We start from the raw sequence: 18,467 nt of genomic DNA on the forward strand, positions 1-18,467 counted from the left end.
ACAATAATTAAATTGAAACAGAAAGAGGAAATGAAATGAAAAAAGTATGGAAATCGATGGATTATTCCTTATTACTTCCTCTTGTTATCTTATGTGTGCTGGGAGTTATAATGGTATATAGTTCTAGTTCCATTGTTGCGATTTCGAGGTTTGATAAACCAGCAAATTTCTTTTTTAAAAGACAATTAATGACTTTGGCTGCTGGGACAATCATATTAATAATTATCGCTACTATCCCATATAAAGTGTGGAGGAAACGAATTTTTTTATTGGGGAGTTATGGTATTAGCATTGCATTATTAGCGGCAGCTGCATTTTTCACTAAGACAGTAAACGGCGCAAATGGATGGATATTTGGAATACAGCCTGCAGAATTTGTGAAGATAACTGTTATCCTCGTATTGGCTCATTTTTTTGCGAAAAGGCAAGAAACGAATACGCCTGTTTTGAAAGGATCGGGACCGGTACTTTTTGGTGTTGGTTTAATCATGGTTTTAATTTTAAAGCAAAATGATTTAGGTACCGATTTGTTAATTGCAGGAACAGTAGGAATTATGTTTCTTTGTTCGGGAGTGCGGATTAATTTATGGATTAAACGAATTGTTTTAACTTCCATAGTATGGGTTCCGGCACTATATATTCTCGGTAATTATGCATTAAATCCATATCAAAAGGCACGGTTTTCAGTTTTTCTTGATCCATTTAACGATCCTCAAAATGATGGGTTCCAATTAATAAATTCTTTTATTGGAATTGCTTCAGGAGGGCTAAATGGTCGAGGGTTAGGGAACAGTGTGCAAAAATATGGATACTTACCAGAACCGCAAACAGATTTTATTATGGCAATTATATCTGAGGAGCTTGGTTTTATAGGTGTAGCTGTCATTTTAATCTGTTTGTTACTTATTATTGTTCGAGCATTTAGGATTGCACAAAAGTGCAAAGATCCGTTTGGAAGTTTAATAGCAATTGGAATTGCAAGTTTGTTTGGAGTTCAAACTTTTATAAATGTTGGTGGTATGTCTGGGTTAATACCGCTTACAGGGGTACCATTACCGTTTGTAAGTTATGGTGGTAGTTCTTTATTGGCTAATTTACTTGCAATGGGTATACTGTTAAATATTGCTAGTTATGTAAAACGACAAGAGAAACAACAAAACGAGTTGACTAATGAAATAGAACAAGGTGGACCGCATCTTGTTGTTGTAAAATAAAAAACGCATTGAGCTCTAGAGTTCAATGTGTTTTTTATTTTTTTAGGTTTTAAATGTGATACAATATTAATTCTCTTGAAACAAAAAGTATATTACATTTAAGTGAATGTGATATACAATATTGTTGTTAGAAAAGGAAGAGGTATGCTATACTATTTTTGTGAAACAAATTGAACAGAAAACTTATCATTTGTTGAAAAATAAGGTATGATGGATAAAAATAAAGTGAAGCTTTCTAAGTATAATATAATGTAGAAAGTGAAGAACTTCACGCTCTGTAGAGTGTGTATGTATTTTATCTCTAGAGTGGTAGGAAAATAGAGGGGGAAAATCATGACAAAGCTGCAACGTATTCAAAAAGTATTGGTAGCTAACCGTGGAGAGATAGCAATTCGTGTGTTCCGAGCATGTTCAGAACTTGGACTAAACACAGTTGCGATTTATTCTAAAGAGGATAGCGGTTCTTATCATCGCTATAAAGCCGATGAGTCCTATTTAGTTGGGGAAGGGAAAAAGCCAATTGATGCTTATCTAGATATTGAAGGCATTATTGAGATTGCGAAAAGTAATCATGTAGATGCAATCCACCCTGGATATGGTTTCTTGTCAGAAAATATTCAATTTGCAAAACGTTGTGAAGAAGAAGAGATTATCTTTATCGGTCCAAAAAGTAAGCATTTAGACATGTTTGGAGATAAAGTTAAAGCAAGAACACAAGCGCAGCTAGCACAAATTCCAATTATTCCTGGTAGTGATGGTCCAGTAAATTCAATAGAAGAAGTTGAAGAGTTTGCTGAAAAGTATGATTACCCGATTATTATTAAAGCATCCCTTGGTGGCGGCGGTCGCGGTATGCGTATTGTACGTACTAGTGAAGAATTAAGAGAATCGTATAATCGCGCGAAATCAGAAGCAAAAGCAGCCTTTGGTAATGATGAAGTGTACGTTGAAAAATTCGTTGAAAAACCTAAACATATAGAAGTACAAATTTTAGCAGATGAAGAAGGTAATGTTGTTCATTTGTATGAGCGTGATTGCTCTGTACAACGACGCCATCAAAAAGTAGTTGAAATTGCACCGAGCGTGTCGCTTTCAGATGATTTGCGTCAGCGTATTTGTGATGCTGCAGTAAAGTTAACGAAAAATGTAAATTATTTAAATGCTGGAACGGTAGAATTCCTTGTAAAAGGTGATGAGTTTTACTTCATTGAAGTAAACCCACGTGTTCAAGTTGAACATACGATTACAGAGATGATTACAGGAGTGGATATCGTTCAATCGCAAATTTTAATAGCTGATGGACATGCATTACATAGCAAAATGGTAGGTGTTCCTAAGCAAGAGGAAGTGGTTGTGCATGGATTTGCAATCCAATCTCGTGTAACGACTGAAGACCCACTAAATAATTTCATGCCGGATACAGGGAAAATTATGGCGTACCGATCAGGCGGTGGTTTTGGTGTTCGTCTTGATACAGGTAATAGTTTCCAAGGTGCAGTTATTACACCGTACTACGATTCTTTACTTGTAAAAGTTACTACTTGGGCACTTACTTTTGAACAAGCCGCTGCAAAAATGGAACGTAACTTAAAAGAATTCCGTATTCGTGGTATTAAAACAAATATTCCATTCTTAGAGAATGTAGTAAAACATAGAAACTTCTTATCGGGAGAGTATGATACTTCATTTATTGACGCGTCACCTGAACTATTCTTGTTCCCGAAACGTAAAGACCGCGGAACAAAAATGTTAAATTATATTGGTACAGTAACAGTAAATGGCTTCCCAGGAGTAGGGAAAAAAGAGAAACCAATTTTCCCAGATGCTCGTATACCAAATGTGATACACTCAGAGCCAATGCAAAATGGAACGAAACAAATTTTGGATGAGCGTGGAGCGGATGGATTAGTAAAGTGGGTACAAGATCAAAAGCGTGTACTTTTAACTGATACAACATTCCGTGATGCACATCAGTCATTACTTGCAACTCGTGTTCGTACAAAAGATTTACATCACATTGCAGAGCCGACAGCGAGAATGTTACCAAACTTATTCTCAGCGGAAATGTGGGGCGGTGCAACGTTTGATGTTGCATATCGTTTCTTGAAAGAAGATCCATGGGAACGATTACTAGATCTTCGTGAGAAAATGCCAAACGTTTTATTCCAAATGTTACTTCGCTCTTCAAACGCAGTAGGTTACAAAAACTATCCAGATAATTTAATTCAAAAATTTGTGGAATGTTCTGCTCAAGCTGGAATTGATGTGTTCCGTATTTTTGATAGCTTAAACTGGGTAGAAGGCATGAGAGTTGCAATTGATGCTGTACGAGATACTGGTAAAATTGCAGAAGCGACAATGTGTTACACAGGAGATATTCATGACCCGTTACGTAGTAAATACGATTTAAATTATTATAAAAACTTAGCAAAAGAGTTGGAAGCATCAGGAGCTCACATTTTAGGAATTAAAGATATGGCGGGCTTACTAAAGCCAAACGCAGCATATGATTTAGTTTCAGCATTAAAAGAGACGGTGTCGATTCCAATTCACCTGCACACACACGATACGAGCGGAAATGGTATTTTAACGTATACAAAGGCAATTGAAGCAGGTGTTGATATTGTCGATGTAGCGGTGAGTTCAATGGCTGGTCAAACGTCACAACCAAGTGCGAATACACTATACTATGCGTTGGGTGGAAACGAAAGACAGCCAGATGTTAATATAGACTCATTAGAAAAACTATCTCATTATTGGGAAGATGTACGTAAATACTATGCTCCATTTGAAAGTGGTATGAATGCTCCTCACACAGAGGTATATATGCATGAAATGCCGGGTGGACAGTATAGTAATCTTCAACAACAAGCAAAAGCAGTTGGCTTAGGAGATCGCTTTGATGAAGTTAAAGTGATGTATCGCCGTGTTAATGATATGTTTGGCGATATTGTAAAAGTAACACCATCATCTAAAGTTGTCGGTGATATGGCATTATTTATGGTTCAAAATCACCTAACAGAACAAGATATTTTAGAACGTGGACATGCTATGGACTTCCCAGGATCTGTTGTTGAAATGTTCTCTGGAGATTTAGGACAACCATATGGTGGTTTCCCGAAAGAATTACAAAAAATTATTTTAAAAGGGAAAGAGCCATTAACAGTAAGACCGGGTGAATTATTAGAACCAGTAGATTTCGATGCTTTAAAAGAAGAGTTATTCCACAAACTTGGACGCGAAGTAACAATTTTTGATGTAGTCGCATATGCATTGTATCCAAAAGTATTTATGGACTACGAAAAAGTTGCCGGGATTTATGGAAATGTATCTGTGCTTGATACACCGACATTCTTCTATGGTATGAGACTTGGTGAAGAAATTGATGTGGAAATCGAGCAAGGTAAAACATTGATGGTTAAACTAGTTTCCATTGGGGAGCCACAGCCAGATGGAAATCGTGTGCTTTACCTGGAGTTTAATGGACAACCGCGTGAAATCGTAGTGAAAGATGAAAGCGTGAAATCAACTGTTGCACAGCGTGTGAAGGGGAATCGTGAAAATCCAAATCATATTAGCGCAACGATGCCGGGAACTGTTATTAAAGTAGTTGTAAAAGAAGGCGATGAAGTGAAAAAAGGTGATTCCATGGCAATTACAGAAGCTATGAAAATGGAAACGACGGTTCAAGCGCCATTTAGTGGTAAAGTGAAAAAAGTATATGTAAATGATGGGGATGCAATTCAAACGGGAGATTTACTCATTGAATTAGATCATTAAAATAAAGAAAAAGAGCTGTGCGAAAGCAGCTCTTTTTTGTGTGTAAATAATACCTTGCCGAATTGGCAAGGTATTAAAGTTTTACTTTATTTTGTTTGCTTAGAAGTTGATTCAGTTTCTTTTGCATTGACTGTACTTCTTGTACCTATCATAACTAAATAGCATAGTACAGCAAACAGGCAAGAAATGAAGAGCGAATGTAATAATGCCATTGCTAAACTAGCATTTGTAAATACGACTAAAATCCCTACTATAGCTTGAAGTGTAACAAGGATAAATGAAATAATCCATCCCCAGTATACTACACGCTGCTGCTTGTAATGGCGAATAGCGATAATCATCGCATATAGTATCCAAGCGAAAATTAACATCGCTGCAACTCTATGCCCCATTTGAACCCACTCATGTAGTTGAGTTGGCATAGGTCTATTTTTGCTACATAAAGGGAAGTCTGGACAGGCTAAGGTAGCTCGTTCGTGACGTACTAAAGCTCCTGTGTAGACAACGATATAACTGTAAATTGTTACACCATAAATATGAAATTTCATTTTTTTGTCCATAATAAGTGAACGTGCATCAAATTTCTGATCAATTTCAAAAATAAGACACGTTAACAAGATGACAGAAGCAAATGAAATTAAGGAAATACCGAAATGAATAGCTAATACAGCAGGCATTTGACCCCAAACAACCGCCGCCGCCCCCATTAATGCTTGTGCAACTAAAAATACGAAGGATAAAATTGCTAACGTCTTTGTTTCGCGCACATGTTTATAATATTTCCAGGACAAGATACAAAGAAGAGTAACAAGGATTCCTGCTGATCCAGATGTTAAGCGGTGACTTAGCTCAATAATAGTCTCCATTGATAAATTAGATGGAACAAATTCACCGTTACAAAGAGGCCATGATTTGCCGCATCCTTGGCCTGAACCCGTTTTTGTAACTAAAGCGCCTCCTAGTAAAACTACTAATAAATCGAGACTTGTAATGACTGCTAACCATTTAATAAAGCGTTGCAATCTCTTTCACCATCTTTCTGCTATGAAGTTATTGCGAAATATTTTCATTCCATTATGTATAGAATAAAACGTGCTACAGTCCTATGATATATAAAAAATAATAAAATAGCAAAGAAATGGAGGGCGAGGACAACGTACGTATTATAAAGAAAAAAATGGGATTCAAAATACATATTTTAGGAGGAATTCGGGCTATTTTGAAAAGAAATGGGGAGAATACATGCTAAATATGACAAAATAGTTTATTATAGAAGATAACATCATGTTATGATAAGGATAAATTAGAATAAAGTTTTTTAACGTTCGACACAAAAAGTTCATGTTTTCTTCACAAAATGTTCGGGAAATGTGATTTAATATATTGGAGTATGGGCGTAGATTAGTAGTAGAATGGGTTAACAATATTTCTACTGTAATAATATTGCTATATAGAAGCGGAATATTTCACATGAAATATATGCTTAGAAAGATGATAGGTTTAAGAGGGGGTTAAAGTGATGAACCATGCAACAAGTGAGCTGCATGATGAGTCAGCTGTTTCAATTGTACCGGAAACAACTCGGTTACAAGATTTATCAGCGCTCGTTAAAATGGGGATTGTAAACTCAAATACACTTACTGTATTTACAGGATTTTGGTTGGCTTTACATTTTAATGGATTGAGTGTTATGGACAATCTAGATAAGTTATTTTTCACAATCGTTGGTTCGGCATTAATTATGGCAGGGGTATGTTGTTTAAATAACTACATTGACCGAGATATCGATCCATTAATGGAAAGAACAAAAAACCGTCCAACGGTAACAGGTAAATATAAACCTGGCTTTGCACTTGCATTTGGACTTGTAATTTTACTTCTTGGCTTTGTATTTTTATTACTTACTACACCGATGGCAGTGTTAATCTCATTTATTGGTGCCTTCACATATGTTGTTTTATATACGTTATGGACGAAGAGAAAATATACGTTAAATACTGTTGTAGGTAGTATATCAGGAGCAGTTCCACCTTTAATTGGATGGGCGGCAATTGATCCGTCTTTAAATCATCCAATTGCTTGGATGTTATTTTTAATTATGTTTATTTGGCAAATCCCACATTTCCTCGCATTAGCGATGAAGCGTGTTGATGAATATCGAAATGCAGGAATCCCAATGCTTCCTGTTGTACAGGGATTTGATATTACGAAACGTCAGATTATGATTTGGACAGTATGTTTATTACCACTACCATTTTATATGAGTGGACTTGGAATAACATTCATGGTAATTGCAACATTGCTTAACATCGGATGGATCGCATTAGGGCTTTATGGCTTCCGTCAGCAAGATGACATCAAGTGGTCCGTAAAAATGTTTGTTTATTCCCTGAATTACTTAACAATCTTATTTGTGTCAATGATTGTAGTTACATTCTTCTAAGACAACGACATGATTGGATTTCTTTACGTTGAGATTTACTTTACTTAACTATAAAGTACAATCTAATTCACAAAGAAAGTGGGGGTTGTTTGTATGAAGAAACAGTGGCGACTGCTTTCGTTCGTTTCACTGCTGGCTTTACTGTTAGGGGGATGCGGTAAAGCTTTTCAGTCTACTTTAATTCCGCAAGGGGAAGTAGCAAAAATGCAATATGATTTGCTCTTACTAGCGAGTGCAATCATGGTAGGAGTAGTACTTGTAGTTACTATTATTTTCTTATATGTAATTGTGCGTTTCCGACAAAAAAAGGGTGAGGAAGATTATATTCCAGAGCAAGTTGAAGGAAATCACAAACTAGAAATTATATGGACAGTCATTCCGATTATTCTTTTGTTAATCTTGGCTGTTCCGACTGTTACATATACATTCAAGCTTGCTGATGTAAGTGCGATGGAGAAAAAGAATATTGATAAAGATACTATCGTTGTTGATGTAACAGCGAATCTTTATTGGTGGGAATTTTCTTATAAATCAGAAAAAATAGTAACTTCTCAAGATTTAGTTATCCCCACAGGTAAGAAAGTGTATTTGAATTTGAAGGGTGCCGATATTAAACATTCGTTTTGGGTTCCATCTTTAGCTGGGAAAATGGATACAAATACAGATAATGTAAACAAAATGTGGTTAAAGGCAGATAAATCGGGCACTTATAATGGTTTTTGTACAGAATTTTGTGGCCCATCACATTCTTTAATGCAGTTCAAAGTGAAAGCTCTGGATGAAAGCGAGTACAAAAAGTGGCTTGCTGACATGAAGAAGATTGATGGAAAAAAAGAAGTAGCTTCTACAAAGGCGCAAGAGGGTCAAGAAATATTTAATAAAAGCTGTATTGGTTGTCATGCAGTTGGATCAAATGATAGTAGACCACCTTCTGCTCGTATCGCACCGAACTTAGCAAACTTTGCAGATCGCGATATGGTTGCTGGTATTGCCGAAAATAATGAAGAGAACTTAAAAAAATGGCTCAAAGATCCTGAAAATATGAAACCAGGTAATAAAATGACTGGTAAATATGGCAACTTAACGGATGATCAAATTAATGCATTAAATGCATATTTACAAACGTTAAAGATTGAAAAATAAAGAGGGATCATTTGCGAAGGGGAGGTTGAAAACGTGAGTTCTGTAGCAAAAAAACAGGGGATGGGTGCTGTCATATGGGATTATTTAACGACAGTAGACCATAAAAAGATTGCCATTCTCTATTTAATTGCAGGTGGATTGTTTTTTGTAATAGGTGGAATAGAAGCACTATTTATTCGCCTGCAGTTAGCGATTCCTAACAATGCTTTTCTTGTTGGGGATGCTTATAATCAAGTATTAACGATGCACGGTACAACAATGATTTTCCTCGCAGCTATGCCACTCGTGTTTGCATTTATGAACGCCGCTGTACCACTTCAAATTGGAGCACGTGATGTGGCGTTCCCGTTTTTGAATTCGCTCGGATTTTGGTTATTTTTCTTTGGTGGATTATTTTTAAATTTAAGTTGGTTTTTAGGAGGAGCGCCTGATGCAGGGTGGACATCATATGCATCTTTAGCTTTAGCCTCTAAAGGACATGGTGTTGATTTTTATGTACTCGGCTTGCAAATATCAGGTATTGGTACATTAATTGGAGGTATTAACTTCCTTGTTACAATTATTAATATGCGTGCGCCAGGGATGACGTACATGCGCATGCCGATGTTTACATGGACAACATTTGTAACATCTTCACTTATTTTATTTGCATTTCCACCATTAACTGTAGGATTAGGACTTTTAATGTTAGATCGTTTATTTGGCACAAGTTTCTTTAATCCGGCACTAGGTGGGAACACGATTATATGGGAGCATTTATTCTGGATCTTCGGTCATCCGGAAGTATACATTCTTATACTCCCAGCTTTCGGAATATTCTCAGAAATCTTCGCCACATTTTCGAAAAAACGATTATTCGGTTATTCTTCTATGGTGTTCGCGACAGTATTAATAGGGTTTTTAGGATTTATGGTATGGGCGCATCATATGTTTACTGTTGGTCTTGGGCCTGTTGCAAATGCTATCTTCTCGGTTGCAACAATGGCGATTGCAGTTCCAACGGGTATTAAAATATTTAACTGGCTCTTTACAATGTGGGGTGGAAGTATTAGGTTTACAACACCAATGATGTGGGCGGTAGCTTTTATTCCATCCTTCGTTATGGGTGGAGTTACAGGTGTTATGCTTGCTTCTGCACCAGCTGATTATCAGTTTCATGATAATTATTTCGTAGTAGCACACTTTCATTATGTAATTGTTGGTGGTGTTGTATTTGGTTTACTTGCAGGTGCGCATTATTATTGGCCACTTATGTTTAATAAAGTATTAAATGAAACGTTAGGAAAGATAACATTTTGGTTATTCTTTATCGGTTTCCATTTAACGTTCTTTATTCAGCATTTCCTAGGTCTAATCGGTATGCCGCGTCGTTACTACACATATCTAGAGGGGCAAGGATTGGAAATGGGGAATATGATTAGTTCTATTGGAGCAGTGTTTATGGCTCTTGGAACGATTGTTCTTTTATTCAATGTAATAAAAACAACGGTATCAAAAGAGAAGGCTGGTCGTGATCCGTGGGATGGACGTACATTAGAGTGGACAATGCCAGCACCTACACCGGAATATAATTTCAAACAGTTACCATTTGTTCGTGGATTAGATCCGTTTTGGATTGAAAAGCGTGAGGGTAATAAAGAGATGACAGCAGCGGAACCGGTCGGTGATATCCATATGCCAAATTCTTCATTTTCACCGTTTATTATTTCTCTAGGTCTATTTATAGCTGCTTTTGGTGCGATGTATATGCAGGGTGGCAAAGATAAATTTTGGTTATTAGTAGCGATTATCGGTTTAATCATTACGTTTGGTACAATGTTCCTTCGTTCAGTAATTGATGATCATGGATATCATATTCATAAGGAAGATTTAGATGATAAGGGGGGCAAGGCGTAATGCATGTAGATGAGAAATTAACGAATGAAACATTTCCAGCAGAGCCTGAAAAAGCAACCCTTGAGGGGAAAAATAAGTTTGTTGGTTTTTGGTTATTTCTTGGAGGCGAAACAGTGTTGTTCGCTTCATTATTTGGCACATATTTAGCGTTAAAGAACTCTACAAATGGTGGACCAACATCTCAAGAGATGTTTCAAATGCCACTCGTTTTCATTATGACGATGCTTTTGTTAACAAGTAGTTTAACGAGTGTATACGCAATGTATCATATGAAAAATTTTAACTTTAAGAAAATGCAACTTTGGTTACTTATAACAGTGTTGCTTGGCTTAGGATTTTTGGGGTTTGAAATATATGAGTTTTATCATTATACGCATGAATTTAAGCATACTATGAGAAGTAGTGCGTTTGGTTCTGCATTTTATGCTCTTGTTGGTACACACGGGCTCCACGTGTTGTTTGGATTATGTTGGATTTTAACATTAATCTTTAGAAACGCGAAGAGAGGCTTGAATTTATACAACGCACCAAAGTTTTATGTTGCATCAATTTATTGGCACTTTATTGACGTAGTTTGGGTGTTTATTTTCACTGTAGTATATTTGATGGGAATGGTGGGATAAACAATGGCGGTTAAGCAAACGAATAATCCTAAGGTGGATCTTGTTTATCGGAAGAGAAAAAGTGCAGAGGAAATGAAGCACCAAGTTGTTACATTTTCACTAATGATTTTTTTAACATTAGTTGCATTTGCAGCGGTGGCATATCCGAAAACATTTAGCCCGATTTTTTCGGTTCCATTTATATTATTGTTAGCAGTCATTCAAGTTATATTTCAGTTATATTATTTCATGCATATGAGTCATAAAGGGCATGAAGCGGCGAGTTTCTTCTTATACTCTGGATTGTTAATTGGTTTATTAACAATATTAGCCTTTATGACAATTGTGTGGATTTAAACAGTGATAGTAGGGGGCTCTGATTTATCATAGCCCTCTTTGTATATGAAATATAAGGATTTTGAAAAGGTAGGTGTGGAAATGGAAAACTTATGGGTATTTGGTTTTCAAGCTTTATGGAGTCCGATTTTTTTATTATTTATGATCTCGATTCTTATTAGTTATTTTTTAGTTATTGGACCATATAGAACGCGATTTGAAAATGCGACGAAGGTAAGTAAGAAGCAAATTTTTTATTTTACGACCGGGATTGTTCTTTTGTATTTTGTAAAGGGAGGACCTATTGATTTAATTGGTCATATTATATTTAGTGCACATATGCTTGAGATGGCAGTAATGTATATTGCGGTGCCTCCGTTATTACTGCTTGGTATACCCGTATGGTTATATCAATATATTACTTCTTTTAAGTTCGTTCAAATTGTGCTAAAGGTTTTTGGAAAGCCACTTATTGCGTTGTTGGTATTTAACGGTCTGTTTTCCTTTTATCATTTGCCAGTTGTTTTTGATACAGTAAAACAAAGTCAAATAGCGCATCCTATTTGCCTTGCTATATTGTTTTTTGCAGCAATGATGATGTGGTGGCCGATGTTAAATCCGCTACCAGAATATCAAACTTTAAGTGATATTAAGAAGCTTGGTTATATGTTTGCTAATGGTATTTTATTAACGCCAGCTTGTGCGTTAATAATTTTTGCGACTGCACCATTATTTGCAACATATACAGATCCGGCCGCTTGGATGAAGGCAATGGAGCTCTGTGTACCGGCGGGGACTTTATCAGATTTAAATATAACTGGACCAGAATTTTTACATTGGATGCCGGTAGTAGAAGACCAACAAACAGGCGGTATCATTATGAAAATTGTCCAGGAAATAGTGTACGGTACGATTATCGGTTATGTGTTCTTTAAATGGGCACGTAGAGAGCGTGAAAAGGATAAAGAGCAGTTGCAACAATTGCCGCCGTATTTACAGACTAAGTAAAAAAGTGTGTGGGATTCCATACACTTTTTTCTTCTTTGGTTTTAGCTAATTATAAAAGATTGAATTTTCAAACTTTTCATGTTAAGTTAGTGTAGGCATGTACTAAAGTGGATATAAAACTTACTACTAGCTTTAATACGTAATAATTCCATATGTAGTGCAAGTTTTTTAGAGAATTACAAATTTATCCCGCATTAAGGGGCAGTAAGACTCCCACCTCGAAATTTGGCGACTGCGAGGGAGTTAGGCGGGAGATCAACTCCCCGTAAAAGCCCGATTGGTGTAGGCTAATAATCAGTGGGGGATGGACAAAACCCCCACTGATTAAAGTTTCACTTTATATTGTTATCTTTAATAAACATGAACTATTTTAAGGGGGAATTTAAATGGGTAGTAGTGGAAGCATGGTAAAGCCGATTAGTGGTTTTTTAACAGCGTTAATTCAATATCCAGTACCGGTAGTAGAGTCGCGTGCAGACATTGATAAACAAATTAAACAGATCATAAAAACAATTCATTCAACGAAATCAGGTTATCCTGGATTAGAATTGATAGTATTTCCCGAATATAGTACACAGGGGCTCAATACAAAAAAATGGACTACAGAAGAGTTTTTATGTACAGTTCCTGGACCAGAAACAGACTTATTTGCTGAGGCATGTAAAGAATCTGAAGTATATGGTGTTTTTTCTATAATGGAAAGAAATCCTGATGGTGGAGAACCGTATAATACAGCAATTATTATTGATCCACAGGGTGAAATGATTTTGAAGTATCGTAAGTTAAATCCTTGGGTGCCAGTCGAGCCTTGGAAAGCTGGAGATTTAGGCTTACCTGTTTGTGATGGACCTGGAGGAAGTAAATTAGCTGTTTGTATTTGTCATGATGGTATGTTCCCTGAAGTAGCCCGTGAAGCGGCCTATAAAGGTGCAAATGTCTTGATTCGTATTTCCGGATATAGCACACAAGTTAGTGAACAATGGATGTTAACTAATCGTTCAAATGCATGGCAAAATTTAATGTATACATTGTCAGTGAACTTAGCGGGTTATGATGGTGTATTTTATTACTTTGGTGAAGGACAAGTATGTAATTTTGATGGGACTACTTTAGTGCAGGGACACCGAAACCCTTGGGAGATTGTTACTGCCGAAGTATATCCGGAGCTAGCAGATCAGGCTAGATTAGGATGGGGTCTCGAAAATAATATATATAATTTAGGTTCAAGGGGATATGTAGCGACTCCTGGTGGGGTGAAAGAAAACCCGTATACGTTTGTAAAAGATTTAGCTGAAGGTAAATATAAGGTTCCTTGGGAAGATGAGATTAAAGTAAAAGATGGATCCATTTATGGGTATCCAGTCAAAAAGACGATTCATTCTTAGGTAAGAGAAATAGAACAAGCGCATCGATATGATGCGCTTGTTCTATTTACTCAATAATTTGAAATTCTTTCAACTCTTTTTCAATATTTTGTAGGAGTTGTTCGCTTTTTTGAAGTACATTCGTTGGGAAAATCTCATCATCGCCATATTCAACGCCATGAGGATAATAATGTTTTCCTAATAAGGGTGGCAATAGTTTTACTTGAGCGTGTCTGCCGCCGATGTCACCTTCAACAGCAAATCCTTGTACACGTAAATAATAAATATCCTTTAATATTTCAAATTTATAATCATATGTAACGCGTTCGTAATCCCATTGTCCGGCAAGTACAAAATGATTGTTTTCCATAATCTCAGTTAAAAGAGTTAGATCAACGACTGCATCAGTAAAGTTTGTATTTGTAAATTGCATAGAATACCTCCTTATTTTAATGTTAGTTCATTATTTTTATAATAGTACGAATAATAAGAAAGTGCAATTCGTATTGCGAGAAAAGGGATAATCCAGACTTTTTTCGTGAAAATATGATATAGTGAAAAGAGTACGGTACACACAAAAAAAGGAAATAAAAGGATTTGTGTATATCTCGATTTTATGCTTTGTTCAGGAGGTATATCGTTTGAAGAAATTATTGCGTATCGTAATGATTACATTTTTAATTTTAGCTGTTGATTTATACGGGAAGTTACTCGTGTCACAATATATATTAACCCCATCTCACTCTAAGCAAGAAAATAAAATTGTGAAAAAGAAGAAGCAAGTAAATGAAGAATCCACAGACACTGTTTTAAATATGCTTGGCGGGGACTCTGAGAATTTATTAGCGAAGTGGGGCGAACCATCTCGAATAGAGCCGTCTGCTTATGGATATGAATGGTGGGTGTATAATCAAGATTTAGCTCAGTATGTTCAATTTGGAGTTGCTGAACGTAAAGTTGTAACGGCGTATGTTGCTGGTGAGCAAGTTAAGGTGGCTCCCTATTATATAAATGAAAAGTATGAAGAGGTATATAAAAAGAATCCACTTTCACATGAGATTTCATTAAAAAGAGGAAAGAATAGTTATCAATTTGAGTTATCTGATACGGAAGTAATGGAACAACCGCTAGTACCTGTAGAAGATGGATGGGCACAATTATACTTTGATCACTTTACACATGAGCTTGTTGGTCTTCGTTATATGGATGATGAAACGTTATTACGACAAAGACCATATCAACTTGTTTATTCAGGTGAATTAATAGCGGAACAGCCGCTGACGCCAGAAAAAATGAAGCAAGTAGAAAATGGAAATATGCAACAAATTCTCGATTTAACAAATATTATTCGGAGTCGTCATCAATTACCGTTGTTAACATTGGATCAACAAACTGCAGATGTTGCATTTGGCCATAGTAAAGATATGAAGGATAATAATTATTTTTCGCACGATTCACCTACTTTTGGTACGTTAGGAGATCGCTTGCAACGTGGGCAAGTGGCTTTTCAACTTGCTGGTGAGAATATAGCGGCGCAACATAGTGATGGAATTGCGGCGGTACAGGGTTGGTTAAATAGTGAGGGGCATAGAAAGAATTTATTAAACGAACAATTTACTGGATTAGGTGTTGGGGTATATGATAAATTTTATACTCAAAACTTTATCCGAAAATAAAATGAAACTTTAATCAGTCGGGGCATCCTTCATTGATTATTAGTCTTCACCAATCGGGCTTTAATTGTCCACAAATAGGAAGATAAAAAGGTGCATGAATCGTCTAAAAATAGGCGAACCATGTGCCTTTTTTTTCTTACAATATAGTAGATATACATGAAGAGGTGAGGATTATGCCAACAACAAAAGGGCCGTTACATCCATCGGTTCAACAGTTTAAAGAGTTTGTAAACCATCACCCTAAAATGGTTCATGAGGTTAGAGGTGGTCAAAAAACTTGGCAGCAATTTTATGAAGAATGGTACTTACTTGGTGAAGAAGATCAAATATGGACAGCATATAGACCTGATGGAGCACCTGCTTTTTCTTCGGCAAAAGAAAATAAAGAAGAAAAAGAAAATCGAACAGAAGAGGAAAAAACTGCTGATGTGATGGGGCAAATGCTTTCTTTCTTTAAAAAGCTAGACGTAGAACAAATGCAACATCATTTAGCAAATGTAACGAGTGCGATTGGTAGCGTGCAACAAGTTATTCAACAATTTCAAGGAAACCGTGCGCAGCAAGAACAAAGTACTTCTGAAAATAATCCTTTTTTCTTTCAAAAGGATTAGGGGGAAAGAGAATGAGAGCAGAGCTTATGGAGTTTATAAAAGCTGATGAGGATTTAGCTCGCTATATTCGGGAACAGCCATACTGGTACCGGAAATTGACGCGTAACCCAGAAGAAAAAGAAGCTTTTGAGTTAGCTGCCATGCAGCATTTCAAAAAAACGATACCAGATAAAGTGGAAAAATTTCAAAATCAATTGGCCGTTGCTTCAATTATGATTGATATGTTCCAGTATATGAAGCAGCAAAATACGACGTAATTGGAAGGGAAAACTATGTCCGTTATGCAAAACTTTTGTTACAATAGAATCGGATTATTTAAAAAAGGAGTTGCAGCATGACGGAAATTTGTTTAGTACGACATGGACAAACTGATTGGAACTTTCAAGAGATTATTCAAGGGCGCGAAGATATTCCACTCAATGAAGTTGGGAAGAAGCAAGCGAGTCAAAGTGCAGCTGCCTTGCAAGCGGAATCGTGGGATATAATTATAAGTAGCCCGTTAATTAGAGCGCAAGAAACAGCTAAGGAAATTGCTGGGGCTATTGGATTACCATCTATTTTATTAGATGAGCGATTTATGGAACGTAATTTTGGGGAAGCTTCTGGGAAACCAGTTGCGGCCGTTAGAGAGTTAATTACAGAAGGTAATGTAGAAGGAATGGAACAGGATGAAGAAATCGTAGAGCGCTGTTTTACGGCTTTACAACAGGTTGCAGCAGCACATGGAGATAAACGTATTATCATTGTTGCGCATTCACATGCAATAAAAGCTATTTTACACGCAATTGCACCAAATGAAATTACATTTAAAACGCCGTTAAAAAACGCATGTATTAGCTACGTGAAAGAGAATAGCGGGAAATGGGATGTTCTTAAATATAATATTGCGGAGCATATTAGTGTATAAGAGTGCAAGGAGATTGTATGAAAAGTAATTAGAATCATATCTTTCTTTTAGGTGAGACACTTCAATTAGTAGTTCTGTTCCAAATGTGTTATGATGAATACTCGGAGGTGTCTCTCATGATTGTAGCGACGCTGGAAAGCGTATTGATTTTAGATAAGGCAGAGCAGCTTGCAAAAGCGATCATCTGTTCAGATATAGCAGAAGATTACCGTAAGTATTATAAGGATTTACAAGAAGATATAGAAGTCCAGACGCTAATTCAGCAATTTACAGCGATGAAAGAGCGATACGAAGAAGTGCAACGTTTTGGTAAATATCATCCTGATTATACTTTCGTTTCGACGAAAATGAGGGAATTAAAGCGTTCTGTAGATATGCATGATAAGGTTGCAACTTTTAAAAGAGCAGAAACAGCTTTACAGAAGTTATTAGATGAAGTTAGTGTAGCAATTGGTTCTGAGGTATCTTCTTCCGTTAAAGTTCCAACAGGAAATCCGTTTTTTGATGCGGGTGGCTGTGGCGGTGGTTGTGGTACCGGAGGCGGTTGTGGTTGTAAAAAAACGGGGTAATTTACCCCGTTTTTTAGAATATAGAAGAAAACGTATACAGAGTTTGTTCTTTAATGTCATAAATTTATGATTGGTTTTCATAAAATATAAGAATATAAGTTTTTAAAAGGAGAAGATGGAGAAGATTATGTTCGGGCAACGACAAAGTATGATTGTTTATTTACATTCATTGAAACATGCCAAGATTTTAAGGAAATATGGTAACATTCATTACATATCAAAACGTTTGAAATATGCCGTTGTATATTGTGATATGGAACAAATTGAGCATATGATGCAAAAATTGAATAAACTTCCTTTTGTAAAAAAAGTAGAACAGTCGTATCGCCCATTTTTAAAAACGGAATTCGAAAATTCGCGTCCTGATCGGGCAAAAGAATACGATTATAGCTAAGTAAAAAAATCCCCTGCTAAATTTAGCAGGGGATTTTTTTTACTTGAAATAACGTGTTATTTCATTGGAGGAATGAAATTGTTCATTCGTAAAATACCGATTAGATGATTAAAAAATAGTTCTTTTTCAGGGAAAGTTGTTGATGGTTTTACAGTAAAGGGAGTAACTTTTTTCCCTATTTGTTCCGCCATTTCTTCAAATAAAACGACACGTTTACTTTTTTTATTTTCAAGTACAGGAATGCCTTCACGACATATGTATAATGGTTGGAAATCACCAGTAGTTGTCGGTTTTAGTATTACAACAAGTGAACACACTTTTTTTTCGTTTTTTACAGTTTCGAATTGTAACATATGTGTTACACGTTCTTGGTTTGTTTTGGCAATTTCAAGTAATTCATATAAGTCAGAGTAGCCTTCTCCGAGTTCTATAAAGCGTTGAATCATATTTTTTCCTCCTCTTTCTTTTACTGTACCACCTCACTTTTTAAATGAAAAGTAGACAAATAAAAAAACCCTGCAAAG

18 protein-coding genes are annotated in these 18,467 nt (G+C 36.2%); 15 read left to right on the plus strand and 3 right to left on the minus strand.

Features of this window, described 5'->3' with window-relative positions:
* The first annotated feature begins 35 nt into the window (after positions 1–35).
* Positions 36–1,214 (plus strand): FtsW/RodA/SpoVE family cell cycle protein, encoded by a 1,179-nt coding sequence (locus MR155_RS02985; RefSeq protein ID WP_113937187.1) that lies wholly within the window; start codon positions 36–38, stop codon positions 1,212–1,214.
* 333 nt (positions 1,215–1,547) lie between these two features.
* Complete coding sequence (pyc, locus tag MR155_RS02990) at positions 1,548–4,994, plus strand: pyruvate carboxylase (RefSeq protein WP_219303443.1); 3,447 nt, start codon at positions 1,548–1,550, stop codon at positions 4,992–4,994.
* Positions 4,995–5,080: 86 nt separating this feature from the next.
* Here the strand turns inward: pyc and ctaA are convergent, their stop codons facing one another.
* A complete protein-coding gene (gene ctaA / locus MR155_RS02995; RefSeq protein ID WP_002014781.1) occupies positions 5,081–6,016 on the minus strand; it encodes a heme A synthase in 936 nt (311 codons plus the stop codon).
* A 497-nt stretch (positions 6,017–6,513) separates the two neighbouring features.
* On the opposite strand from ctaA, the gene cyoE reads away from it, so the two are divergent.
* The 7 genes from cyoE to MR155_RS03035 all read left to right on the plus strand — a co-directional run bounded on the left by cyoE (position 6,514) and on the right by MR155_RS03035 (position 13,807).
* The gene (cyoE, locus tag MR155_RS03000; RefSeq protein WP_002142959.1) at positions 6,514–7,437 is read left to right on the plus strand and encodes a heme o synthase; all 924 of its coding nucleotides are present in this window, start codon (positions 6,514–6,516) and stop codon (positions 7,435–7,437) included.
* A 93-nt stretch (positions 7,438–7,530) separates the two neighbouring features.
* The gene (coxB, locus tag MR155_RS03005; protein WP_002088304.1) at positions 7,531–8,580 is read left to right on the plus strand and encodes a cytochrome c oxidase subunit II; all 1,050 of its coding nucleotides are present in this window, start codon (positions 7,531–7,533) and stop codon (positions 8,578–8,580) included.
* A gap of 60 nt (positions 8,581–8,640) precedes the next feature.
* A complete protein-coding gene (ctaD, locus tag MR155_RS03010) occupies positions 8,641–10,476 on the plus strand; it encodes a cytochrome c oxidase subunit I (RefSeq protein WP_181777920.1) in 1,836 nt (611 codons plus the stop codon).
* The gene (gene ctaE, locus MR155_RS03015) at positions 10,476–11,099 is read left to right on the plus strand and encodes a cytochrome c oxidase subunit III (protein ID WP_002121963.1); all 624 of its coding nucleotides are present in this window, start codon (positions 10,476–10,478) and stop codon (positions 11,097–11,099) included. Before ctaD ends, ctaE begins: the two co-directional genes overlap by 1 nt.
* Before the next feature lie 3 nt (positions 11,100–11,102).
* Positions 11,103–11,435: a cytochrome c oxidase subunit IVB gene (gene ctaF, locus MR155_RS03020; RefSeq protein ID WP_002014776.1), complete on the plus strand. Its 333-nt coding sequence runs from the start codon at positions 11,103–11,105 to the stop codon at positions 11,433–11,435.
* Positions 11,436–11,516: 81 nt separating this feature from the next.
* Positions 11,517–12,422, plus strand: a complete 906-nt coding sequence (ctaG, locus tag MR155_RS03025) for a cytochrome c oxidase assembly factor CtaG (RefSeq protein ID WP_002146015.1) — start codon at positions 11,517–11,519, stop codon at positions 12,420–12,422.
* A 386-nt stretch (positions 12,423–12,808) separates the two neighbouring features.
* A complete protein-coding gene (locus tag MR155_RS03035) occupies positions 12,809–13,807 on the plus strand; it encodes a formamidase (RefSeq protein WP_000535796.1) in 999 nt (332 codons plus the stop codon).
* A 46-nt stretch (positions 13,808–13,853) separates the two neighbouring features.
* On the opposite strand, the gene MR155_RS03040 is transcribed toward MR155_RS03035, so the two are convergent.
* Complete coding sequence (locus MR155_RS03040; protein WP_002014773.1) at positions 13,854–14,219, minus strand: YugN family protein; 366 nt, start codon at positions 14,217–14,219, stop codon at positions 13,854–13,856.
* Positions 14,220–14,427: 208 nt separating this feature from the next.
* Here MR155_RS03040 and MR155_RS03045 point away from each other — a divergent pair, with 208 nt between their 5' ends.
* From MR155_RS03045 to MR155_RS03070, 6 genes are all read left to right on the plus strand, one after another.
* A complete protein-coding gene (locus MR155_RS03045; RefSeq protein WP_002142956.1) occupies positions 14,428–15,462 on the plus strand; it encodes a CAP domain-containing protein in 1,035 nt (344 codons plus the stop codon).
* A 173-nt stretch (positions 15,463–15,635) separates the two neighbouring features.
* A complete protein-coding gene (ylbD, locus tag MR155_RS03050) occupies positions 15,636–16,073 on the plus strand; it encodes a YlbD family protein (RefSeq protein WP_242307866.1) in 438 nt (145 codons plus the stop codon).
* A gap of 11 nt (positions 16,074–16,084) precedes the next feature.
* Entirely contained in the window at positions 16,085–16,330 is a 246-nt protein-coding gene (locus tag MR155_RS03055; RefSeq protein ID WP_002014770.1) for a YlbE-like family protein, read from the plus strand.
* 77 nt (positions 16,331–16,407) lie between these two features.
* Positions 16,408–16,980: a histidine phosphatase family protein gene (locus tag MR155_RS03060; protein WP_002014767.1), complete on the plus strand. Its 573-nt coding sequence runs from the start codon at positions 16,408–16,410 to the stop codon at positions 16,978–16,980.
* Positions 16,981–17,096: 116 nt separating this feature from the next.
* Entirely contained in the window at positions 17,097–17,549 is a 453-nt protein-coding gene (locus MR155_RS03065; RefSeq protein WP_002014765.1) for a YlbF/YmcA family competence regulator, read from the plus strand.
* Between the two features lie 127 nt (positions 17,550–17,676).
* Positions 17,677–17,943, plus strand: a complete 267-nt coding sequence (locus tag MR155_RS03070; RefSeq protein ID WP_002088292.1) for a YlbG family protein — start codon at positions 17,677–17,679, stop codon at positions 17,941–17,943.
* Between the two features lie 56 nt (positions 17,944–17,999).
* Here MR155_RS03070 and MR155_RS03075 read toward each other — a convergent pair whose 3' ends face one another.
* Positions 18,000–18,389, minus strand: coding sequence for a DUF7147 family protein (locus MR155_RS03075; RefSeq protein ID WP_002014762.1), 390 nt, complete (start codon positions 18,387–18,389; stop codon positions 18,000–18,002).
* Positions 18,390–18,467: the final 78 nt, after the last annotated feature.

Source organism: Bacillus cereus group sp. BfR-BA-01331 (genome assembly GCF_022663915.1).
Classification (GTDB): domain Bacteria; phylum Bacillota; class Bacilli; order Bacillales; family Bacillaceae_G; genus Bacillus_A; species Bacillus_A mycoides.